Origin of the sequence: Mesoterricola sediminis (assembly GCF_030295425.1) — a bacterium.
Lineage (GTDB): Bacteria > Acidobacteriota > Holophagae > Holophagales > Holophagaceae > Mesoterricola > Mesoterricola sediminis.
In genome coordinates, this window is sequence record NZ_AP027081.1 from 3,731,580 (window position 1) to 3,753,936 (window position 22,357).

At 70.7% G+C, this 22,357-nt stretch carries 15 protein-coding genes; 10 read left to right on the forward strand and 5 right to left on the reverse strand.

The features are described from left to right. The first annotated feature begins 42 nt into the window (after positions 1-42). Positions 43-1,260, forward strand: coding sequence for an FAD-dependent oxidoreductase (locus R2J75_RS16175; protein WP_316410609.1), 1,218 nt, complete (start codon positions 43-45; stop codon positions 1,258-1,260). A 68-nt stretch (positions 1,261-1,328) separates the two neighbouring features. Here R2J75_RS16175 and R2J75_RS16180 read toward each other — a convergent pair whose 3' ends face one another. Both R2J75_RS16180 and R2J75_RS16185 read right to left on the reverse strand, forming a co-directional pair. Continuing rightward, positions 1,329-2,444, reverse strand: a complete 1,116-nt coding sequence (locus R2J75_RS16180) for a TlpA disulfide reductase family protein (RefSeq protein WP_316410610.1) — start codon at positions 2,442-2,444, stop codon at positions 1,329-1,331. 186 nt (positions 2,445-2,630) lie between these two features. After that, positions 2,631-5,699, reverse strand: coding sequence for a TonB-dependent receptor domain-containing protein (locus R2J75_RS16185; RefSeq protein WP_316410611.1), 3,069 nt, complete (start codon positions 5,697-5,699; stop codon positions 2,631-2,633). Between R2J75_RS16185 and R2J75_RS16190 the strand changes: the two genes are divergently transcribed. The 3 genes from R2J75_RS16190 (at position 5,698) to R2J75_RS16200 (ending at position 11,695) form a co-directional block, all read left to right on the forward strand. Beyond that, on the forward strand, positions 5,698-6,858 hold the full coding sequence (locus R2J75_RS16190; protein WP_316410612.1) for a TlpA family protein disulfide reductase: 1,161 nt from the start codon (positions 5,698-5,700) through the stop codon (positions 6,856-6,858). The genes R2J75_RS16185 and R2J75_RS16190 overlap by 2 nt on opposite strands. Before the next feature lie 137 nt (positions 6,859-6,995). Further along, positions 6,996-10,226, forward strand: coding sequence for a protein kinase domain-containing protein (locus tag R2J75_RS16195; protein WP_316410613.1), 3,231 nt, complete (start codon positions 6,996-6,998; stop codon positions 10,224-10,226). Between the two features lie 8 nt (positions 10,227-10,234). Beyond that, complete coding sequence (locus tag R2J75_RS16200) at positions 10,235-11,695, forward strand: aminotransferase-like domain-containing protein (RefSeq protein ID WP_316410614.1); 1,461 nt, start codon at positions 10,235-10,237, stop codon at positions 11,693-11,695. A 4-nt stretch (positions 11,696-11,699) separates the two neighbouring features. Here R2J75_RS16200 and R2J75_RS16205 read toward each other — a convergent pair whose 3' ends face one another. The 3 genes from R2J75_RS16205 to R2J75_RS16215 all read right to left on the reverse strand — a co-directional run bounded on the left by R2J75_RS16205 (position 11,700) and on the right by R2J75_RS16215 (position 13,898). Then, positions 11,700-11,903, reverse strand: coding sequence for a hypothetical protein (locus R2J75_RS16205; RefSeq protein ID WP_316410615.1), 204 nt, complete (start codon positions 11,901-11,903; stop codon positions 11,700-11,702). 340 nt (positions 11,904-12,243) lie between these two features. Next, positions 12,244-12,903: a hypothetical protein gene (locus R2J75_RS16210; protein ID WP_316410616.1), complete on the reverse strand. Its 660-nt coding sequence runs from the start codon at positions 12,901-12,903 to the stop codon at positions 12,244-12,246. After that, on the reverse strand, positions 12,903-13,898 hold the full coding sequence (locus R2J75_RS16215) for an ABC transporter ATP-binding protein (protein ID WP_316410617.1): 996 nt from the start codon (positions 13,896-13,898) through the stop codon (positions 12,903-12,905). Before R2J75_RS16215 ends, R2J75_RS16210 begins: the two co-directional genes overlap by 1 nt. 236 nt (positions 13,899-14,134) lie before the next feature. Here R2J75_RS16215 and R2J75_RS16220 point away from each other — a divergent pair, with 236 nt between their 5' ends. The 6 genes from R2J75_RS16220 to R2J75_RS16245 all read left to right on the forward strand — a co-directional run bounded on the left by R2J75_RS16220 (position 14,135) and on the right by R2J75_RS16245 (position 22,344). Continuing rightward, the gene (locus R2J75_RS16220) at positions 14,135-14,623 is read left to right on the forward strand and encodes a glutathione peroxidase (RefSeq protein WP_243329630.1); all 489 of its coding nucleotides are present in this window, start codon (positions 14,135-14,137) and stop codon (positions 14,621-14,623) included. Between the two features lie 57 nt (positions 14,624-14,680). Then, complete coding sequence (locus R2J75_RS16225) at positions 14,681-15,250, forward strand: hypothetical protein (protein WP_243346396.1); 570 nt, start codon at positions 14,681-14,683, stop codon at positions 15,248-15,250. Positions 15,251-15,390: 140 nt separating this feature from the next. Continuing rightward, positions 15,391-17,475, forward strand: a complete 2,085-nt coding sequence (locus R2J75_RS16230; protein WP_316410618.1) for a sensor histidine kinase — start codon at positions 15,391-15,393, stop codon at positions 17,473-17,475. Continuing rightward, positions 17,472-17,912, forward strand: coding sequence for a response regulator (locus tag R2J75_RS16235; protein WP_243329635.1), 441 nt, complete (start codon positions 17,472-17,474; stop codon positions 17,910-17,912). The genes R2J75_RS16230 and R2J75_RS16235 overlap by 4 nt, the downstream gene beginning before the upstream one ends. 5 nt (positions 17,913-17,917) lie before the next feature. Next, positions 17,918-20,548 carry a hybrid sensor histidine kinase/response regulator gene (locus tag R2J75_RS16240; protein WP_316410619.1) on the forward strand — a complete coding sequence of 877 codons (2,631 nt, stop codon included), beginning with the start codon at positions 17,918-17,920 and terminating at the stop codon, positions 20,546-20,548. Positions 20,549-20,751: 203 nt separating this feature from the next. Further along, positions 20,752-22,344 carry a histidine kinase N-terminal 7TM domain-containing diguanylate cyclase gene (locus R2J75_RS16245; RefSeq protein WP_316410620.1) on the forward strand — a complete coding sequence of 531 codons (1,593 nt, stop codon included), beginning with the start codon at positions 20,752-20,754 and terminating at the stop codon, positions 22,342-22,344. Positions 22,345-22,357 lie beyond the last annotated feature (13 nt).

Sequence of the window (22,357 nt, forward strand, 5' to 3'; positions counted from 1 at the left end):
CCTCCCCGCCGGAGGGGCCCCCAATCCTGCTAGCGTAGTGCCATGCGCGACATGGCCCCCCTCCCCGGCACCTCCTTCGATCTCTGCGTCGTCGGCGCGGGGGTCAGCGGCCTCTGCCTGGCCCGGGCCGCGGCCCGGGCCGGCCAGAAGGTGATCGTCCTCGAGCGCCGCCCGGAGGCCGGCGGCTGCCTGAGCTCCGCCCCCGTGCCCCCCGCCGGCGTCCTCGAGCTGGGCGCCCACACCTGCTACAACTCCTACACCCAGTTCCTGGGCCTGGCCGAGGAGGCCGGATTCCTGGCCCTGCCCTCCCCCCGCAAGGGGCTGGGCTTCCGCATGGTGGTGGGCGGCAAGGTCCGCTCCATCGGCTCCTGCCTGAACGTCCTGGAGGCGGCCGTCTCCGTCCCCAAGGCCTTCTGGACCCGGAAGGAGGGCCTCACCGTGGAGGGCTACTACGGCCGCATCCTGGGCCGGGGCAACTGGGACCGCGTCCTCCACCCGGCCCTCAACGCCGTGGCCTCCCAGGAGACCGCGGGATTCCCCGCCGGCGCCCTCTTCCAGAAGCGCCCCTCCCGGCGCAAGGAGGTGCTCCGCAGCTTCGCCGTGCGCGGGGGCCTGGGGCCCGCCGTCCAGGCCCTGGCGGAGCATCCCGGCATCCACCTGGCCGCGGGCCGTGAGGCCGCGGGCCTCGCCCGCACCGGCGACGGGTTCCGGGTGCGCACCGGCCTGGGCGAGGAGATCGCCGCGAAGCGGGTGGCCCTGGCCGTCCCCGCCCCCGAGGCCGCGGCCCTGGCGGCGGCGGACTTCCCGGGGGTGGCCGAGGTCCTGGGCCGGATCCGCACCGTCACGGTGCGCACCCTGGGCCTCGTCCTCGCCGATCCCCTGCCGCACCTGCCCCGGCTCACGGGCCTGATCCTTCCCGAGGGTCCCTGCTTCTCCGCCGTCTCCGGCGACGCCTTCCCCGTGGAGGGCAAGCGGGCCTGGAGCTTCCATTTCCGGGGCGACCGCGACGACAGCGAGGCGGCCATGCGCGCCTACGCCTGCCAGGTCCTGGGCGCCGACCCCGCCCGCATCGAGGCCGCCCACCGCCGGGACCACACCATGCCCGCCCTGGCCCTGGGCCACGAGGCCTGGCTGGCGGAGCTGGACCGGGCCCTGGCCGGCCAGGACCTCCTGGTGGCCGGCAACTACCTCTCCGGCATGTCCATCGAGGACTGCGCCGGCCGCGCCCTCCGCGAGTGGGCGCGGGCGACGGGGGCCTGAGTCCGGTACGGGGGCGAGGCGGACCTCCGCGGCCCGCGGAGGTCCGCCTCGCCAGGCTTCCTGCGGGCTCAGGGCCGCTTCGCGGCCTTGGCCTCGTAATCCTTCAGCAGCGCTTCGTCCTTGGCCAGCTGCTCCTTGATCATGGGGCCGGCTTCGGGGTGATCCTTGAGGATCTCGGGAACGCGCGCGCGCAGTTGCTTGAGGTCCTCCGCTTTGCTCCTGGCGGCGCCCTTGAAGTCGCCAGCCTTGGCCTGGGCCTTGGCCAGCATGCCGTAGAAGGCCTTGTTCTGCTCGACCATGCCCTTGAGGTCCGCCACGGCCATCTCGTACCAGGACGCGGCGAGGCCATCCGTCCCCGTGATCATGCCCAGGTACGTGATCAGCAGCTCGGGCTGGTCCTTCCTCACCTTGGCGAGCTGGGCCTCGGCGACCTTCGGATCGAGGTGGAGCTGGGCCTGGAATCGATAGAAGCCCGCCCAGGCAGTCGCAATGGGGTTGATCGGTTTGAACCCCGGGAGCAGGTCCAGGACGCGCTGCCATTCCTGGGCCTGGGCCGCCTTGGCGATCTCGCCCTCGACCTTCTTGTTCTCCTCGGTCGCGGCCGCTTCGGCGGCGGGGTCGAAGGTGCCCGCGACCACCTTCTGCAGGATGGGGTCCAGGGCCATCGGATGGCCTGTCCAGACGATCCGGCCCTTGCCATCGACGATGAAGGTGGCGGGGATGCCTTCCTTCCCGGCCGCCTTCAGCCACTTCGTTGCCATCGCTCCGTCCGGAGTGTCCCGGCAGACCAGATAGTCCATCTCGGCGCCCTTGCCGTCCACGAAGGCCTTGACCTTGCGGTCGACCTCCTCCGGCTTGCCGGTCTCCATCACGTTCACGCCGATGATGGTGACCTTGCCCGCATACTGCCGGGCCAGGGCCGTCAGGTGGGGGATGGCGGCCTTGCAGGGGCCGCACCAGGTCGCCCAGAACTCCATGACATAGATCTTCCCCGGGGCGAGGGCCTTGACGGGTTCCCCCTTCACCCAGGCGCCCGGTGTAAAGGCGGGGGCAGGATCCCCTTCCTTGAGCGTCACCGTCTTGGTTTGAACGGCTGCAGCCCGGGGCGCTGGCGCCGCGGCAAGGCAGACGTGCGTGGCCGCCAGAACAAGGGCCAGGGGGCCGAGAGATTTGAACAAGGACATGGTGTCCTCCAGAGGGGTCCGGACCGGTCCGGATATCAGGGATTCGGGTGAGCAACGGCGGGGTTGGGCACCGGTTCACGGATTGCCGGCTGCACCGGAGGCAGGACGCTGCTCCCGGAGCCGGACGGTGTCCAGGAAGGCCCCGCGGTCCTGCTGCCGGGGCCTTCCTGGGCGGTGCCGAACGTCCTAGAAGCGGATCCCCAGGTCGAAACTGAACGACCGGGCAGGCTGATTGACCACCCCTTTGCCGTCGTAGAGGGTGAAGGGGACGTAGGGGCCAGCGTAGGCGGTCCCGTAGTACTGGATCGAGGTGGTGGGCATGTAGTTCAGGATGTTCAGAATGTTCACCTTGCCAAAGGCCTTGGCCTTCCCGGCGATCGGGTGCTCGTAGCCGATCTGCAGGTCCAACGTGAAGTACTCGGGCTGGTGGAGGACCCCCAGCTCCGGGAAGAACTTGCGGTAGGTCGCGGCGTAGCCCTGGGCGACCAGATTGGCCGGCGTGTTGGCGGTGCCCCAAGGACAGCTGCTGATCTGCCGACTGAAGTAGCTGCCCAGCAAGGAGAAATTGTAGCGGCCCTGCCCGAGGGTGTTCTGGTAGGTGGCGTCGGCATGGAGGATGAAGGGACGGTCGAAGGACGCCGTCGGCCCCTGAGGTGCCAGGCGGTCACGGGAAATGCCGTTCCCGAAGTTGTTGGCCTGCCCCCCAGTCACGGCGGAATCATTGCCCAGGGACCGGGACCAGGTGAGGTTGCCCCCGAACGAGACATGCTCGATCGCATTGTTGCGGTAGGTCAATTCCAGCCCGTAGTAGTCGCGCTTCCCATCGGGATCGTTGGAGATGATGATCTTGGCCCGGCCAGGGGCGATCCCGTCGCCATACCAGATATCATCCACAAACCGATCCATCCAGCGCCTGACCAGCGTGGCGCTGAAGGCCTGCTGGGGGATCTCATGCCGATAGCCCAGGGTCAGCTCCCGCGTGCGGGGGGCCTTGAGGTTGGGGTCCACGAAGGTCGTTCGGTTCTGGATCGGATCCTGGGTGGTGACCGGGTTGGCCTGCCCCGTGACCCCCGCGGATTTGCCCCAGGCTGCCCAATTGATGGCGCCGGTGGAAGTCAAGGCATCCGTGCCCAGGCCCTGGTTGGCGCCTCCGGTGCCCACGTACAGGTAGGTCCGGGTGATAGGCGTCTTGGTGACCGAAGCGCCGGCCAGGTTGCTCTGGAGGATCTGCGAGGCATACTCCGCCGCCGTGAAGCTGACGACGTGGCGCTTGTCCCCGGCAAGATCCACATTGACGGCCAGCCTCGGCGCGAGGGCGCTGGCCGAATAGTGGTTGTTCTCGGGCGTCGTGTCGCTGGTGAACCCGTCGTACCGCAGGCCCAGGTTGAAGGAGAGATGCTTGTCCAGGGTCCAGGTATCGTTCAGGTAGACGGCCTTGTTCTTGGTGTTCGACTTGCCGTGGACCGGAACCTGCCAGACCAGGCTGGTCAGGGCGGCGTTCTGGACCGCCATCACGCGGTTCGCGAGGGCCGGCGTGGATGCGCCGGGCACGAACCCGTTGAAGGAAATGAGGTACCCGGACGGGAAATCCAGGGCCGCTGATTCCAGCGTGTACTCGTACCCCTGGACCCCGGCCTCCACTTGGTGCTCGCCCATCCCGTGGGCGAACCAGGTGACACCCAGGCTGAACACCTTCTGGTGGCGCTCCTCCGGTTCACTGCTGAAGGTCCCGTTGTCGAACAGGGTGGAGGTCGTCATGTCCTTCCACGTCGGCACCAGGGCTCCGCCGGTGGACCCCGTGCCCGGACCGCCCGACTTGTAGTAGGCATCGTTGTACTTGAGGTCCAGGAGGAGGCTCGACGTCAGCTGGCTCGTCCAGCCCACGGAGTAGTAGCCCCGCTTCTCGCGCTTGAGGCCGCTGAGGGTCTCAAGGGTGGACGGGTTCCCGAGGTTGTTGAACCGGTTCTCGGAACGGGTTTCCGACGCGTTCCACTGGAAGGAGATCCGATTGGCCGTGTCGACGATCCAATCCAGCTTCGCGTCCTTGCGCTCTTCGCTGAGGCTGGCGACATAGGGTAGTCCGCTGAAGACGAAGCCACCCGTCTTCCCGTAGGTCTTCTGCTCAGGTGAGTACGTCTGGTAGCCAAGGGAGAAGAACAGCCGGTCCTTGAGAATGGGACCCAGGAAGGTGTAGGACTGAATGGTGGTGGTGGCGTCGGCCGACCGGGTCATGGAGATCCCGAGGGCCTTGTAGAGTTCGGGGGTCTTGCCGAGTCCTTGCCATTTGGGATTGCTGAGGACCATTCTCATGGAGCCTTCGAACGCGTTGGATCCGCTCCGGGTCGTCACGGCGACCAGGGCACCATCGAACCGTCCGTACTTCGCGGACACGCCGCCTGTCATCACCTGGACCTGGTCGAGGAGGTCGTTGTTGAGCTGGGTGATGGCCTGTCCATAGTTGGAATCGGTGGTGTCCACACCATCCACGTTGTAGGCCAGGTTGGAGGCCCCGTGGTAGGCGTACCCAGTATTGGTGCCAGGCACGAGCAGGAGGGTCTGGGAAAGGCGATCGGTGGTCGTCGTCAGCGGGATCGGCAGATTGTCGATCTGCTCCATGGTGGTCGTGAAACCCGTCTTGGATTGGTCCAGATCGGTCGTATTCAGGGGCACGGACGAGTTGATGGCCACCACCTCGACCGTCGTCGAGGCCTGGGGCTTGAGCCGGATGGCAAGGGCCGTGGTCTGGTTGACCATCACCAGGACTTCGCTCCGGAAGTCCATCATGCCGGCAGCATGGACCTTCACCACCACCTTGCCTGGAACGAGGTTGGGAAGGCGGAACTGGCCCTTCTCGTCGGTCCGGAGTTCCCGCGCGCCGCGGGGCGTCTCCACGAGGATGGCCTGGCCAACAGCAGGCGATCCGTCAGGCCGGGCGACAGTGCCGGTGACATGACCGACCGCACTCGTCTGACCGATCAGGAGGGGCGAGGCCCCGATGAGCAGGGCGCATAGGCGCCCGCGTGTCAGGAGGCTTGATGAGGAATGCATGGTCACCTCAAGGCTGGAAGGATGGGGAGTGGAATTTCCCCCAAGCTTAGGGTGGCGAGGGAGGCTGGTTGCGCACCGGTTCTTGAAGATCCATGCGCACCGGCCCCTCCAGTTTGCCGGTGCGCCCGGGAATGCGCGATCCGGAGCACCTGGCGGACCGGCGCAAGGAAGATGATGGGGCCCCCGGAACGCCTCCGGGCCAGCCATGGAGTTGAACGTGCGACTTTTGACCGCCCGTGTCCCCCGCCTCTTTTCAGCGGTCTGTTTGGTAGCCCTTTGCACGCCCGCCCAGGCCCAGTTCAATCCGAACCCGACCCTGGCGATCGGTGACGCCGCCCCCGCCTTCACCCCCCAGGCGTGGGTGAGGGGTCAGCCCCTGTCCGGCTTCAGGAAGGGGCGTGTCCACGTGGTGGATTTCTGGGCGACCTGGTGCGGAGGGTGTGTGATGTCCTTCCCCCGCATCAGCGGCATCGCCGAGCAGTACCGGGACCGGGTCACCTTCGTGTCCGTGGACAGCTACGAGGGGCTCGGGGAGAACAAGGGCAAGGACCCCGTCGCCCTCGTCAAGGCCTTCCTCGCCACGCCATCCGGCAAGAAGCTGACGCTGGATGTCGCCGTGGACGGCCCCGGCAACCCCCTGTTCCAGGCCTGGATCAAGCCGCTCCGGAGGGGCGGATTCCCCACGACCTTCATCGTGGACCAGGAGGGGCGGATCGCCTGGATCGATGTCAACCTCGACCACCTGACCTGGGCCCTGGACCAGGTGCTGGCGGGCACCTGGGACAGCGCAAAAGCCAGGGACGTCATGCAGGGCCGGGACGCCGCCGAGGACGCGATGATCGCCTCCTTCAAGGTCCAGGGCCCGGCCCACGACAAGGCGCTCCGCGAGATGCTGGCGAGGGCCGAAGCTTTCGAAGCCCAGTTCCCCGACCGGAAGGACGCCGTCGCCTTCTACAAATTCATGGCCCTCCTGGAGCTCGATCCGGGCCGCCTCCCCGGGATCCTGGAGCAGATGGCTTCCGACCCTCTGTCCCGCTACCTCAACTTGCATGATGCGGCGGCCATGAGCCTACGGAGGGACGACCTTCCCCGGGCCGCCTACACCGCCATCGTCAAAGTGCTGGAGCGCTGCCTGCACAACCCGGACATGGCGCCGAACACGGGGGGATCCCCCTCGGCCCTCCTTGGCGAGATCGCGTCCGCCCACCAGAAGGCCGGCGACACCGGCAAGGCCCTGGTCACGCTCCGGCGCGCCGTCCAGGCGGCCAACGCCGAGCAAGCGCCGAAGGCGACCCTGGAGGGGCTCCAGAAACGCCTCGCCCAGGTCGAGCCGTCAGCCTCCGGGAAAGCGCCCGCCCACCCTTGACCCCACCCTGGATAAGCCAGCATGGCCTTCCGCCGTAGAACTTCCCGGGTGACCCGCCGGCCTGCCAACCTTAGGCTGAAGCCTGAGCCTCCCCCCTAGGTTGCCTCCGCCCACGCCGTCCGTTGGACTCCCCTCCCATGTTCTCCGCCCACCTCACGTCCAGGATCCAGCAGGAGGCCCAGTCCCGCGGGCTCCTGGGCGAACCGCGCCCGGGCCAGGAAGGGGATGCCGCGGGCTACCAGGACCGGGAGGCCGCCTACTGGGGCACGGAACTGGCCTCTCTCCTGGCCACCGGCCAATTGACCGAAAGTTCGCTCCATGGCCTCGCCTGGGAGGCCATCGGCGGCGAGGCCGGGTCCTGGGCGGACCCGCTCTTCCGGGGCCCCGCGCCCATGGGTGGGCTCAAGGGCCTGGGCGACCGCTACCAGGACCTGGTTCGAATCGGCGAAGGGGCCAGCGCCCATGTCTTCAAGGGCATGGACACCCTCCTGCAGCGCCACGTGGCCATCAAGGCCCTCAAGGACCCGCGCGGCCCTGTCCTCGTCGAGGCCCGGGCCCAGGCGCGGGTCGAGCACCCCGGGGTCTGCCGTGTCTACGAAGTCGGACAGGGCTACCTGGTCATGCAGCTCGTGGAAGGTCCGACCCTCGCCCAGCTGGCCCCCCAGCTCGAGGTCCGGGAGAAGCTCCGGATCATGCGGGACATCGCCCTTGGGGTCCACGCCGCCCACCAGAAGGGCCTCATCCACCTGGACCTGAAGCTGAACAACATCCTCATGGATCCCCACGAGGACGGATCCTTCCATCCGATCGTCAGCGATTTCGGCATGGTCATGGGCGCCTCCGGGCCTTCGGACCAGGGCTGCAACCTCGGAACGCCGCCCTACACCAGCCCTGAGCAGCTGGCCAAGGACCCCACCCGCCTCGGGCCGGCCACGGATGTCTACGCCCTCGGCGTCATGACGTACGTGCTCCTGGCCGGGAGGATCCCGTTCGAGGCCAGCGACTTCCCCGGCCTGCTCCGGGCCATGGCGGAGGATCCCCCCGTCCCGCTGCGGACCCGGGTGCCCAGCGTGGACCGGGATCTCGCTTCGATCGTGGCCAAGTGCATGGCGAAGGCACCCGGTGCCCGGTTCGCCAGTGCCCGGGACCTGGCCGAGGAACTGGACCGCTACCTCCGCGGCGAGCCCCTCGCCCTGAGGGGCGCCGCCCCCGGCTACCGGCTGGCCAAATGGCTCCGCCGGAACCGGAAGCTCCAGTGGATGGGCGCGGCGAGCCTCGCCCTCCTCCTGGCCGCGCTAGGGCTCTTCCTTCGGCGCCTGACCTTTGTCTCCCAACAGGCCGAGTGGGACCACCATTTCCAGAAGATCGTCGGCGACCTCGGCGCGCGCCTGGACCGGATCCATCGGCGTCCGGCCCACGACATCCGCGGGGATCTGGACGAGGCCTCCACCAGCCTGGGGCAGATCGAGGCCTCCATGGGCGGCGGAGGCGAGGCGGCTGCCGGTCCGGCCTGCCTCGCGCTCGGCCAGGCCCACTTCATGATCGACCCCGAGGACCCGCAGGCTGCAGCCCTGCTCCAGAAGGCCTGGGACCTGGGCTACCGCACCGAGAGCGCCCGCGCCTGGCTCACGGTCGCGCGCCTCGCCCACTACCGCGGGGCCATGTGGAGTTTCATGCCGGGCATCCAGGATCCGGCCAACGCGGGCCGGGTGAGGGAGATCCGGCGGCAATACCTGGATCCGGCCCGGGCGATGCTCAAGGGCCGCTCCAGCGCTGACCAGGTCAAGCTCGCCTTCCTCGTGGACCTTGCCGACGCCCAGACCCTCGATGTATCCAACATCGAGCGCCAGCTGCAGATCGTCCAGGCCTTCCGCGCTCAGCGCCCCGACGATCTGGACGGCCAGCTCGAGGAGGCGGCGGCCCTCAACCTGAAAGCGGTCCTCCTGCTGATGCCCACCTACACGAAGCCGGAAGGCGGCGCCCCTCCGGACGCCCCGGAGGCGGACGCCTGCCGGGCCAAGGCCCGGGACCTGCTTCTCCGCATCCAGCGGACTGCCCCCAGCCTCCCCAAGGTCTATGCGGCCCTGGCGGAGAGCTGCCTCCGGGAGAACACGATGCCGACGACGGCCACGGCACCGACGCTCGAACTGCTTTCCAGGACGGAAACCTGGCTAAGGGCGGGCCTCGCGGTGCGCCGGGACGACCCCACCCTGGTGGTCCTCCAGGCCCAGTGCCTGGCGCGGTACCTCCTGCCGCTCCGCCTCGCCGCGGGCCAGGACCCCGGCCCCCTGGCGGAAGCCTGGCTGAAGCTCCGGCCCGACCCCGCCTCCGGACCCCAGGCCAAGGTGTGGAAGGGCCTCCGGGCCACCGGAGCCACCTTCGTCAGGTGTTGCCGGTCCCTGGGCGCCGCCCCTCCGCGGGCCCTGGTCGACGCCCTGCGCAGCCAGGTCCAGGAGGCCTGGTCCCGTACGGCGCCCTCGGACCCCACGACCCGCCTGGACCTGGCCACGACCCTCCTGGACATGGGCGAGGACGCGACCCCCCTCCTCGAGGCGGTGCATCAAGCGCCCCTCCCCGCCGAACCTCCAGGGCAGTATGCCCTCGGCCGAGCCGACCTCAGGGTGGCCGAGCAGCAGTGGCAACGGGGCGGCGATCCCGCCCCCTGGATCCAGCGGGCCGAAGCCGTCCTCGAAGGGATGCCCACCCCCTCCCCCTTCCGGACGGAGTTCGCCCGGGAGCTGCTGAGCACCCAGGCCAGGCTGATCGGCGACGAAGCCACCTGGCGGCGCCTGCGGGACGAGGTGACGCACATGCAGGCGCCCCGTCGCGGGACCCTGGACCGGGAGCTTACCTGGTACATCGAATTCCAGGAGCTCCTCGCCCGGCATGAGCTGACATCGGACCTGGATCCCGGCCCCCGCCTCAGCCTGGTCCAGGCCTGCCTCCACCAGCCTCCCCTCAATCAGTACGCCCTGAGTCCCGACTGGCTCACCTGGTCTGCGACCCTCCATCTCCTGGGCGCGCGCCGGGCCCCCGATCCCGGGCGGGAGCTGGGGCAGGCCCTGGACGCCGTGGACCGGGCCCTGGTCCAGGTGCTCCCGCCGAGCCCCACCGCGCGTGGAGCCGCCCAGCGCTCCCGGCCGGAAAGGTTCCCGGACCACGTGGCCGCCCTGGGCCGGATCCGCCTCCTCAAGGCCGAGATCCTCGTCGAACTGGCCGGCCGGAACACCCAGCCCCAACGGCGGGCCCACCTGGCGCGCGAGGCCCTGGCCGTCATCCAGGCTTGCCTTGCGGGCGATCCCCTCGTGGCGCGGCGCCTGGCCCCCCTGGCCGCGAAGGCCAGACAGTTGTCGATCCCCCTTTCCTGAGCGGCCCCATGCGTCCCAACGACTTCCTCCTCGAACTCGCCGGCGCCCCGGGGGGCGTCCTCTACCAGCGGATCGCCCAGACCCTCCAGAACGCCATCCTGGAGGGACGGCTTCCCAGGGGATCCGCCCTGCCCGGCTCCCGGATCCTGGCCGACCATTGGCATGTCAACCGGCGGACCGTCATCGCGGCCCTCCAGGACCTCGAGGCGCAGGGATGGCTGGTCACCCGGCCCAACAGCGGTACCTTCATCGCCGATGAATTCCCGTCCGGCGCCGCGGCCCAGGTGCTCAAGACCGGGGCGTCCGACGCCCAGGTGGGCTTCGACCTCCCCAGCGTCATGCAGGCCGTCTCCACCACCGTGGCGGGGGACCTGCTCCTGGAGGACGGATCCCCCGACCCCCGGCTAGCGCCTGCCGATGAGCTCGCGAAGGGCTACCAGCGCGCCCTCCGCCGCAACGGCCCCCGGATCCTGGACGACCGGGACCCCCAGGGAACCCCCCTGCTGCGGGAGGTGGTCGCCCAGTGGCTGGCGGAGCGCCACAGCGTGGCGATTCCCCCGGAACGCATCCTCATCACCCGGGGCAGCCGGGAGTCCCTGGCCCTGCTCGCGACCGCCATGATGAGGCCGGGCGGCCTCGCGGCTGTGGAAGACCCCGGCAACCGGGCTGCCTGGACCCTGTTCCAGCAGGTCGGGCGGATGGATCTCCGGCCTGTGCCCGTCGACGCGGAAGGCCTCCTGCCCTCCGCCCTGGGGGAGGTGCTGAGCCGGGAGCGGGTCCGCCTGCTCTACATCACCCCGCGGCGCCAGTTCCCCACGACGGCCGTCCTGTCCGAGGCGCGGAAGCACGAGATCCTGCGGTTGGCCGAGACCTACCGCACGGCGATCATCGAGGATGACTACGACGGGGAGTACTGCTTCGAGGAGGGCCGCACCGCCCCCCTGCTCTCCCTGGACCGCACGGGCCAGGTCATCCACATCGGCTCCCTGTCCCGCCTCCTGGCGCCCGGCCTCAAGATGGGCTACATGGTGCTCCCGACACCGCTCATCCCTTATGTCACCAAGCTCCGACGGAGCCGGAGCGAACTGGGCGACCCCGTCCTCGAATGGGCGGTGGCCGACCTCATCCGGGACGGCGAGCTCATCCGCCACCTCCGGAAGGTGCGCAGGATCTACGCGGAACGCCGGGATATCCTGGCCGGGCTCCTGCGTGAACGGCTGGGCGACAGGCTGGACTTCACCGTGCCGGGCGGCGGCCTCAGTCTGTGGGTCCGGGGCCGCGGAGGAACGGATGTGGAGGGTCTCGTCCGGATCGCGCGCCAGGGCGGCCTGATCCTCAATCCGCCCTCGCACTTCGGCCTGGAGAAACCGCCAGCCGCCTTCCGGCTGGGGTTCGCCCAGGCCGACCCCGTGGAGCTCGAGGAGGCGGTAAACCGCCTGGAGCGGGCCTCCCGTCAGTTGCCGGGCTGAGGGGTCACCGGGTCTGCCGCCGCTTCCGGCCCTCCAGGGTGAGCAACCCGACCACCACGAGCCCGAGCGTGAGCAGGGCCACCAGAATCCAGCCCAGCTGATGGATGCCCAGGAGGGCATCGCCCACCCAGGCCAGGAGACAGAGGAGGTTGCACAGATAGGCGCCCAGCCAGGGCAGGCCAGGGGCGATCCGCTGGGCCCACGGCACAATCCGACTCCGAAAGAAGATGGGCGTCCCGCGTGGGTGCCCCGGGATGGCGGGTCCGTCCGCCGACGGCCGGGACCCGGCCAGCGCCGACCGCCCCGGGGCGGCCTCCCGGGGTGCCGCCTCCGCCATACGGACCCCCGCGCCGCCTGGGCCGGCTGCGGACGCCTGGGGCCCGATGGCCAGGCCGAGGGTCAACAGGAAGGGTGCTGGACGGCAACGCAGGCGCATGAATTCACGGTCCCCCGGGCGGACATCGCCCACCCCTGGATACGGCCGACCCGCTTCCTGGATGTGCACCGGTCCCCTGCCTGCCGACTGCACCGGAGCGTGCAACGGTCCTTCAAATGGAACGCCGCGCGTAGGTCCGGAGGGCGCCAGCCAGCAGCAGCACCGCGACCAGCGCGGTCAGCCCCGCCTGCACCCCATCTGCCCGGGCGGCGGGGCACCCCGTCCACCGGACCAGCCGTTCAGACAGGATGGGCATCAGGATGGCAAGGAGGTTGGCCAGGACGAGGAAGCCCGCGATCCCAGCTGCGAGCCCTCGGCTCGCCACGCCGATCAGCGTCCCGCAGGCCACCGCGAGCAGGACGCCTGGCACCCGCAGCAGGACGAGGCCACGCAGGATCGGCCCCCAGGCCAGGGGCGCCTTGACGACCCCTTCGTTCACCAGGAACAGGCCGGCGAGGCCCAGGCCCGTGGCGGCCAGGAGGGCGCTGGCCTGGCCTGCGGCCCGGGCGAGCGGGAAGGAGGTCCTGGGAATGGGCCGCACGGCATACAGGACAGGGATGCCCTGCTGCACATCCGCGATCAGGGAGGTGGCGATCATGGCACCCATCGTCAGGGCCGACAGGTAAACGAGCATGATGACGGCGACCGGAACCAGTCGGGACGCCAGCGTCCCGCTCGCGACGAGGGTGACGGGCATCAGGCACACCAGGAGGGCGAGGACGACCTTGAGCAGGCGGTTCCTGCGGAGGTGCCTCCATTCATCGCGAACCATCAGGACAAACATGCGGGCAACGCTCCTTCCATCTCGACCGAATCGTCCGTCAGCCCTCCGACAATGGCCTCCAGGGTGGGCACCACGGGCTTCACGAACCGGATGGCGTGCCCGCCCGCAATCATCTGCCCCAGCAGCGCCGTCCCCACCGCCAGGACATCCCCCTCCTCCGCCACGTGCAGGCGCACCACGTTGGGGGCCGTCAGCTCCAGCCGGGCGACACCGTTCAGCGCGCTCAGCCGTGCGTGCGCGAGGATCCCGGTGAAGCCGATGTCCAGGACGCCGGCGTTCCCATGGCCGGCCCGGAGCGCGTCGACGCCGCCATCATAGATGAGACGGCCCGCCTTGAGGATGAGGACGCGTCGCATGAGTTCCTCCACATCCGCCAGGATATGGCTCGAGAAGAGGATGGCCACGCCCTGCTCGTTCAGCTCCGCGAGCACCGACTTGAGATGCTGCCGGCCAGCCGGGTCGAGGTGATTGAAGGGCTCGTCCAGGATCATCAGGTTCGGCTGGTTCAGCATGGCTTGGGCCAGCCCGAGACGCTGACGCATGCCCCTCGACAGGGTCTCGACCCGCGAGGCCTCCCTGCCCCCCAAACCGACCTGCCGGAGGACCGTCGGAATCTGCGACCGGAGGGCGGCGTCGGGAATACCGGAGAGCCGCCCGAACAACAACAAAGTCTCACCGGCCGTCCTCCAGGTGGCAAAGGCCACATCCTGGGGCAGGTACGAGATCCGGGCCAGGATCTCCCGCCGGTCCTGGGCGAACCCCTTGCCAGAAAGGCGAAGTCCCCCCTCAAAGGCCGTCTCCATGCCCGCCAGGATTCGCAGGGTGGTCGTCTTGCCCGCCCCGTTGGGCCCCACGAACCCCACCAGTTCGCCCGGGGACAGGACGAAGGAGACCTGATCCAGGGCGAGGGTGCCGCCGAACCGCTTTGTCAGCCCTTGGGCCGAGACCAGGGGATGGGACCAGCACTCGACGCCTTCAAGCATGGGTTCGACCTTCCATCAACCAACCCGGCGCCTGCCCCGCATCTGGGTGGGGCCGGAGGCTCCAGTATTCGGCCGGCGCCCGGGCCGCGCGTGCTCCGGATCAAGGATTGGCCACTGCACCGGCCCCGCGGCGGGGTTGGAAGCCATCCAGGCCCTTTTCCCCCTCGGATGGAGCCGCCCCGCGTTGCCGCATGCGCTATAACAGGATCCGGCGAGCACGCCATCCCGGAGGCGCCATGCCGACGCTCCACGATTTCTCGGCCCCTTCCCTCCGCGGCGAGGAGGTCCCGCTGTCCCGCTTCGCCGGGAAGGTGGTCCTCGTGGTCAACACGGCCAGCCAGTGCGGGCTGACGCCCCAGTACCGGGGGCTGGAGGAGCTCCACCGGCGCCTCGCCCCCGAAGGCCTCGCCATTCTCGGCTTCCCCTGCAACCAGTTCGGGGGCCAGGAGCCCGGGGACGCGGCCTCCATCGAAGGCGGCTGCCTCCTCAACTACGGGGTGAGCTTCCCGGTCTTCGGAAAGGTCGAGGTCAACGGACCCGGGGCCCACCCCCTCTTCCAGTGGCTGACCCGGGCCCTGCCGGGCCTCCTCGGACCGCGGGTGATGTGGAACTTCACCAAGTTCCTGGTGGACCGGGAGGGGAGGCCCCTCCGCCGCTTCGCCCCCCTCACCGCCCCCGGACGCCTGGAGGGGCCCGTCCGCCGGGCGATCCTGACGGGGGCCTGACACGGGGGCCGTCCGGCGTTAGGCTGGGGCCACCCCCCCCATCCACCGGGAGCTCCCGTGCGATACCTTCCGCTGTTGCTGTGCCTCCTGCTGCCCCTGGCCTGCGCCCGGATCCCGCGCCGCGCCCGGTTCACGCCCCCCGCGCCCGAGGTCAACGCCGAATCCATCCGGGGCGAGGTGCGGGTCCGCCTCCTGGAGTGCTCCGAGCAGATCCGGTACGTCCCCGATCCGGGCGGGGGCCCCAGGGCCAAGGTGGTCCGGGGCCTGGGCATCCTCTACGTGGCCGAGGCCCTGGCGCCCGGCGAGCCCAGGAACTGGAACATCCAGCAGTCCCAGCTCCTCGGGGGCGGGGGCCGGTCCCTCGAGGTCCCCGTCACCGGGGACGAGGCCTCGAGCGGCCCACTGCTCAATTTCCACGGCTACACCGGGTACCATTTCCACCTCCTGGCCCTGCCGAAGGTGGCGATCCCCGAGCAGGCCTGCGTCATCGACGAATGGTTCCCCGGGACCCCCCTGCCCGAGGGCCCCTTCACGCTCCGGATCTGGATCAGCTCCGGCCCCCGGGACCGGCAGCTGCACAGCTTCACGATCCAGCCCCCCCGGCCCCGGTCCCGAACCTTCCTATGAGCTATTAGAACCCCCGTTTGATTGAATTAATTATTGAAAAAACCCGGATGACGGGACCCGAAGGCGGCTGATAATCCTATCCATCACGTCCAGACCCTTCCCAATCCCATCGCGCCCCCCGGAAGCGACGTCCCCATTCCATGCGAGCCCATCCGAAGGACCCCGCCGTACCGCCCCGGCCCCGGGGCGGGGGGACCCTGGGCGCCTACCTGCTGCGCCTCGTGGCCCTGGGCATGGCGCCCCTCATGGTCGTGGGGCTCGGCCTGGTGTGGAAGGAGGCCCGCCGGGCCCGCGCGAACCGGGACGCCCAGGCCTCGGCCATCGCCCACCGGTGCATGGAACTCGCCGAGGGCCGCCTCAACGAGCGCATCGGCGCCCTCGCCATGCTCGCGGCCTCCCCCGCGGCTGACGGCCCGGCAACCTGGCCCCTCCTCTACCAGGAGGCCCTCAGCTTCCGCGCCATCTTCGGCAGCCACGTGATCCTGGCGGACCTGGACCGCCGCATGCGGTTCAACACGCGCGCCCCCTTCGGCAGCCCCCTCCCCCTCCTCCCCCCCGTGAAGGGCCGCGCGGCCTTTCCGACGGCCCTCGCCTCCCGGCGGCCCGCGGTGAGCGACCGCCTCCTGGGTCCCGTCGCGGACGAACTGCTGGTGACCATCGCCGTGCCCGTCCTGCGCGACGGCGCGCCGGTGGCGGGCCTCCTCACCACCTTCGAGATCCGGGCCTTCCAGGACTGCGTGGACCGGGTCCCCCTCCCCGCGGGGTGGCGCCTCTCCCTGGTGGATTCCACGGGGGCCCTCATCGCCGGCGACCCGGCCCCGGACCAGGACGTCACCCGGTTCGCGGCCACCTCGCCCCTGGCGCCGTGGACGGCGGTGACGGCCGTCCCCCGCGCCCAGGGGCGCGCGCCGGCCCTCTCCGTCCTCCTGGGTCTCGGCCTGGGCCTCGTTGCGGCCAGCCTCGTGGGCCTGGGTGCGGCCGCCTGGGCCGCGCGCCGCTTCGGCCGCGCCGTGGCCGGCATGGGCCGCGGGGACGACGCGGCCATCCTCCCCTACGCGGGTTTCCGGGAGATCTCCTCCGTCCAGGGCCGGCTGGCCTCCATCGAACACCGCTTCGAGGCCCTGTTCGAGCAGGCCGCGGTGGGCATGGCCATGGTCGCCCCCGACGGGCGGTGGCTCCGCGTGAACCGGAAGCTGTGCGAGCTCCTCGGCTACGAGCCCGGCGACCTGGCCCGATCCTCGTACCAGGCCCTCACCCACCCCGAGGACCTGACCGCCTCCACGGAGGCCGTGGCCCGCCTCATGGCCGGAGAGAGCCGCTCGGAAAGCCTCCCCAAGCGCTACCTCCGCAGGGACGGGACCTGGTTCTGGGCCCAGCTCACCACGACCCTCGCGCGGACGCCGGAGGGGGATCCCGACTACTTCATCTCCGTCGTCGAGGACATCACTGGCCGGCGCCGGGCCGAGGAGGAGATCCGGGCCCTCAACGCCACCCTGGAGCAGCGGGTGGAGGAGAAGACCGCGGAACTCCAGGCCGCCAACCAGGAGCTGGAGGCCTTCGCCTACGCCGTCTCCCATGACCTCCGGGCCCCCCTGCGGGCCATGAACGGGTTCAGCCAGGCCCTCCTCGAGGATTTCGGCGAGGGGCTCGCCCCGGACGCCCGCGGGTACCTGGAGGAGATCATGGAGGCCAGCCGCCGGATGGGCCTCCTCATCGACGGCCTCCTGGACGTGTCCCGGAGCACCCGGGGCGACCTGGCCCGGGAGGACGTGGACCTCAGCGACCTCGCGCGGCGGATCCTCGGCGAGCTCCAGGCCGGCGACCCGGACAGGGCCGTCGCCTGGGAGGTCGAGCCGGGCCTCGCCGCCCACGGGGACCCGCGCCTCCTCGACGTCGTCCTCCGCAACCTCCTGGGCAACGCCTGGAAGTACACCGCCCGGACGGCCCATCCCTTCATCCGGGTCCACGGATCCCGGGAGGACGGGGCCTCCTGGATCTGCGTGACGGACAACGGGGCCGGTTTCGACATGGCCCACGCGGCCCGCCTCTACAAGCCCTTCCAGCGCCTCCACCGCCAGGACGAGTTCCAGGGCCTCGGCATCGGACTCGCGACGGTCCAGCGCATCCTGCGCCGCCACGGCGGCCGGATCGAGGCCCGCAGCGAACCCGGACGGGGGGCGGCCTTCCGCTTCACCCTGCCCGCCCCGGAGGAGACGACCCCATGAACCCCCGCCACATCCTCCTGGTCGAGGACAACCCCCAGGACGAGCGCCTCACCCTGCGCTCCCTGGCCAAGGCCCACCTCGCCAATGCCGTCCAGGTGGTCCGGGACGGCCAGCAGGCCCTGGACTTCCTGTTCCGCGAGGGCGAGTTCGCGGGCCGGCCCGGGACGGACCAGCCCGCCGTGGTCCTCCTCGACCTGGGCCTGCCCAAGGTGAGCGGCCTGGAGGTCCTGGAGCGGCTCCGGTCCGACGCCCGCACCCGCCTCATCCCCATCGTGATCCTCACCTCCTCCGATGAGGAGCAGGACCGCCTCCAGAGCTACCGCATGGGCGCCAACAGCTTCGTCCGGAAGCCCGTGGATTTCGCCGCGTTCGCGGACGCCGTCGCCCGCCTCGGCCTCTACTGGATGGCCCTCAACGAACCCCCGGAGGCGAACTGACGCCCATGAAGATCCTGGTCATCGAGGATTCCCAGCCCGACTTCCTGCTGACGGCCCGCAACCTCCGCCAGCACGGGATCCAGGCCGACCTGCACCGGGTGGACGATCCCGCCGGGCTGGAGGCGGCCCTGGACGCCGGGCCCTGGGACGCGGTGATCTCGGACTACAACGTCCCGTCCCTGGACTTCGGCCGGACCCTGGCCACGCTCCGCACCCGCCTCCCCCAGGTCCCCGTCATCCTCCTCTCCGGGAGCATCGGGGAGGAGACCGCCCTGGACCTGCTCCGCCAGGGCCTGACCGACTTCGTCCTCAAGGACCGCCCCACCCGCCTCGCCGGCGCCCTCCTGCAGGCGCTGGAGGGGTTCCGCCAAGCGCGGGAGGCGCGCACCCTCGCCGCGGCCCTCAGCGAGAGCGAGGACCGCTTCAGCACCCTCTTCAACCTGAGCCCCCTGGGCATGGGCCTCAGCGACTGGGCCTCGGGCCGGCTCGTGGAGGCCAACGCGGCCCTCCTCGCCATCTTCGGGAACCGGCGGGAGGAGCTCATCGGGCGGACCTCCCTCGAGGCCGGGCACTTCGTCGACCCCGGGGACCGGGCGTCCCTGGGGGCCCTCCTCGAGGCCCGGGGCCGCGTCAGCAACTGGTCCTGCCGGGCCCGGCGCGCGGACGGCTCGGAGTTCGACCTGCTCGTCTCCGCCGCCCTGGTCAAGCTGGGCGGCCGCGACTACATGCTGGGCATCCTCTCGGACGTCACGCCCATGAAGGAGGCGGAGCGGGCCCTCCAGGCCAGCGAGCAGCGCTACCGCAGCCTGTTCGAGCACCTGGAGGAGGGCTTCGCCCACTGCCGCCTCATCCTGGAGGACGGGGAGCCCCGGGACTACCTGTTCCTGGCCACCAACCCCGCCTACCACCGCATCACCGGCCTCGGGCGGATCGCCGGGCGCCGGGCCTCGGAGGTGCTCCCCACCCTCCTCGCCGACAACCCCGAGCTCCTGCCCTTCTATGCGGGCGTGGTCCGCACCGGCGTGCTGGGCAAGCTGGAGACCTACGTGCCGGCCCTGGCCCGCTGGTTCGGAATCACCGCCTACCGGCAGGCGGAAGACGAGTTCATCACCATGGTCGAGAACATCACCGACCGCAAGGTGGCCGAGCTCAAACTCCGTTCCAGCCGGGCCCGCTTCCAGAAGGTCTTCCAGGTGAGCCCCGTGGCCATCGTGCTGAGCCGGGCCCGGGACGGCGTCATCCTGGAGGCCAATCCGGCCTTCATCCGGCTCTTCGCCCTGGAGCCCGAGGCGGTGGTGGGCCGCACCAGCACGGAACTGGGCCTCTGGCCCGACCCCGGCGCGCGGGAGCGCATCATGGAGGCCCTGCTCCGCGAGGGGCGGTTCCGGGCCGAGGACCACGAGCTCCGGACCCCCGGCGGCGCGCCCGTCCACGTCACCTGGACCACGGACCTGGTGGACATGGACGGGGAGCGCGTCCTCCTGACCCTCCTCCAGGACCGGACCGAGCAGGTCCGCTCCGAGGCCGAGCGCCGCCGCCTGGAGGCGGAGGTGGCCCACGCCCAGAAACTCGAGTCCCTGGGCGCCCTGGCCGGGGGCATCTCCCATGACATGAACAACGTGCTGGCGGCGATCATGGCCGTCGGCTCCGCCCTCCAGGCCCGGCACGGGGAGGACCCCGAACTGGGCCGCGGGCTGGACATGCTCCTGCGCGCGGCTGAACGCGGCCGCGACCTGGTGAAGGGCCTGCGGGACTTCGTGCGCAAGGACGTGGCCGAATCCCGGGCCCTGGACCTGAACGTCCTCGTGCGCCAGGAGGCGGACCTCCTGAGCCGGACCACCCTGCAGCGGGTGCGGGTCGAGGCCCTGCTGGCCGAGGGCCTCCCCGGGGTGATGGGCGATGCCAGCTCCATTTCCAACGCGCTCATGAACCTCTGCGTCAACGCCCTGGACGCCATGCCCGGCGGTGGCCGCCTGGAGCTCGGGACCCGGCTGGCGCCGGACGGCTTCGTGGAAGTCACCGTCCGGGACAGCGGCCAGGGCATGGCCCCGGAGGTCCTGCAGCGGGCCATGGAGCCGTTCTTCACCACCAAGCCCGCCGGGAAGGGCACGGGGCTCGGCCTGTCCCAGGTCTTCGGGGTGATGAAGGCCCACGATGGACGCGTGGCCATCGCGAGCACCCCCGGCGAAGGCACCTGCGTCATCCTCGCCTTCCCCCCCATCCGCGCCGAGGCGCCGGCCTCCGCCCAGGCCCCCGAGGCCGGGACCGGTCCCGGGCGGCTCCTGGACATCGTCCTCGTGGACGACGACGAGTTCGTCCGCAACTCCGTCGCCGGCATGCTCCGCATGCTCGGGCACCGGGTGAGGTCCTTCACCGGCGGCCTGGAGGCCCTCCGGCGCCTGGGCGAAGGCGCCCCCCCGGACGCGATCATCCTGGACCTGAGCATGCCCGAGATGGACGGAGAGGCGACCCTGGCCCGCCTCCGCCTCCTGCTCCCCGAAGTGCCCGTCCTCCTTTCCTCCGGGTACCTGGACGAGCGTGCCGAGCGTATCCTCGCGCGGTTCCCGAAGGTGGCCCTCCTGGTCAAGCCCTTCACCGCGCTGGAACTGAAGGCCTGCCTGGGCCAGCTCGGCTAGGCATCATGTTTTGGCCCGTCACTGCTTGAGGGGCCAATGCATGATGTCTAGCTTGGCTCCGGGAATCCAGGGCCCACCGGCGGAGGCTCCGGCCTTATGATGGATTGAAACGACTTCGCCGATTCTATGGAAATTACAGGAACCCACGTCCAGGCACGCACCGTCCGCACACCGGCTTGGCCGTTCGGCCGTGGAGGCGCCCGTTGAGGACCCCCGACCTGCTCGCGGCCACCCTGGCGGCCTCGTCGGCCCTGTCCTTCTTCCTGGCGGGCTTCGGCCTGTCCCGGCGGGGGAGCCGGGGAGCCGTGGAGTTCTCGGGGTTCATGGGCGCCTCGGCGATCTACGCCCTGGGCTATGCCCTGGAACTGGGGTGCGCGGACCTGCCGGGCATGCTGGGCGCCCTCCGCTTCCAGTACCTGGGCATCCCCTTCATCTGCTACTGCTGGCTGCTCTTCGCGCTGAGGTTCACCGGCCTGGAGCGGCCCTTCCGCATCCTGCGCCCGGTCCTGGCCGCCCCCGCGGTCGCGGCGGTCCTCCTCTTCTGGACCAACGACCTGCACGGGTGGTTCTACGTCCGTTCCTGGGTCCGCACAGACGCCCCCTTCCCCCTCATCGGCGTGGTTCACGGGCCGGCGTACTGGATCCATGTGGGGATCGCCCAGGTCGAGCTCATGGCCGGCATCGCCGTCCTGCTCGCCTACGCCCGGGGCGCCCGGCACCGCCACCGGAGCCAGGCCCTGACGGCGGCCTTCGCCTCGGCCTTTCCCATGGTCGTTTTCCTCGCCTACCTGGCGGGGGCGACGCCCTGGCACCTGGACATCTCCCCCCTCGGAACCGTCTGCTCGGGGCTCCTGTTCTCCTGGGCCATCTTCCGGCTGGGCATCCTCGAGCTCGTCCCGGCGGCCCGGGAACTGGCCATCGACTCGCTGCGGGACGGATTCCTCGTCCTGGACCGGAAGGGCGTCGTCGCCGACGCCAACGCCGCCGCCCGCCACCTCCTGGCGGGGGTGACCGTCCGCGAGGGCCTGCCCATCGCCGACCCCGGCGGCAACGCGCCCTGGCTTCCCGGGGTCATCGCCCTCGCCCGCGGCGAACGCCGGGGACCGGGGTCCGAGCGGCTGGAGATCCGCGCGGTCCAGCCGGGCGGAGACGCGCGGCACCTGGCGCTGGAGGCCCTGCCCCTCCGGGACCCGCGCGGCCGGCTCACGGGCTCGGTGGTGGTCATCCGGGACGTCACCGAACTGACCGTCCTCATGGACCGCCTCACCGAGATGGCCGTCACCGACGAGCTCACGGGGCTCTTCAACCGCCGGCGCTTCCAGGAGCTGGGCTCGCGCGAGGCCGGCCTGGCCCAGCGCACCTGCCGGCCCCTGGCCGTCGCCCTCCTGGACGTGGACCACTTCAAGCTCGTCAATGACCACTACGGCCACGACGCCGGGGACGCCGCCCTGAAGGAGGTGGCCCGCCGCCTGTCCCGCGCCCTCCGGGCCGGGGATGTGCTCTGCCGCTACGGCGGCGAGGAGTTCGCCCTGCTCCTGCCCGACACCGGCCCCGCCGGCGCGGCCCTCGCCTTCGAGCGGTTCCGCCTCGCGGTGCGCGGCGCGCCGGTGATCTGGGGCGACACCGCCATCCCCGTCACCCTGAGCCTGGGCTACCACGCCGCCGTCCCCGCCCAGGGCGAGGGCCTCGAGACCTTCCTCACCCGCGCCGACGAGGCCCTCTACCGGGCCAAGTCCCTCGGACGGGACCGCTGCGAGGCGTGGACCGAGGGTCCCCCCGCGCCCCTGGCCCGCTGAACGATCGTGCTTG

Coding starts and splice junctions, on each gene's coding strand:
- R2J75_RS16175 (WP_316410609.1), top strand. CDS start 43: ATGCGCGACATGGCCCCCCTCCCCGGCACCTCCTTCGATCTCTGCGTC.
- R2J75_RS16180 (WP_316410610.1), bottom strand. CDS start 2,444: ATGTCCTTGTTCAAATCTCTCGGCCCCCTGGCCCTTGTTCTGGCGGCC.
- R2J75_RS16190 (WP_316410612.1), top strand. CDS start 5,698: ATGGAGTTGAACGTGCGACTTTTGACCGCCCGTGTCCCCCGCCTCTTT.
- R2J75_RS16185 (WP_316410611.1), bottom strand. CDS start 5,699: ATGGCTGGCCCGGAGGCGTTCCGGGGGCCCCATCATCTTCCTTGCGCC.
- R2J75_RS16195 (WP_316410613.1), top strand. CDS start 6,996: ATGTTCTCCGCCCACCTCACGTCCAGGATCCAGCAGGAGGCCCAGTCC.
- R2J75_RS16200 (WP_316410614.1), top strand. CDS start 10,235: ATGCGTCCCAACGACTTCCTCCTCGAACTCGCCGGCGCCCCGGGGGGC.
- R2J75_RS16210 (WP_316410616.1), bottom strand. CDS start 12,903: ATGGTTCGCGATGAATGGAGGCACCTCCGCAGGAACCGCCTGCTCAAG.
- R2J75_RS16215 (WP_316410617.1), bottom strand. CDS start 13,898: ATGCTTGAAGGCGTCGAGTGCTGGTCCCATCCCCTGGTCTCGGCCCAA.
- R2J75_RS16220 (WP_243329630.1), top strand. CDS start 14,135: ATGCCGACGCTCCACGATTTCTCGGCCCCTTCCCTCCGCGGCGAGGAG.
- R2J75_RS16230 (WP_316410618.1), top strand. CDS start 15,391: ATGCGAGCCCATCCGAAGGACCCCGCCGTACCGCCCCGGCCCCGGGGC.
- R2J75_RS16235 (WP_243329635.1), top strand. CDS start 17,472: ATGAACCCCCGCCACATCCTCCTGGTCGAGGACAACCCCCAGGACGAG.
- R2J75_RS16240 (WP_316410619.1), top strand. CDS start 17,918: ATGAAGATCCTGGTCATCGAGGATTCCCAGCCCGACTTCCTGCTGACG.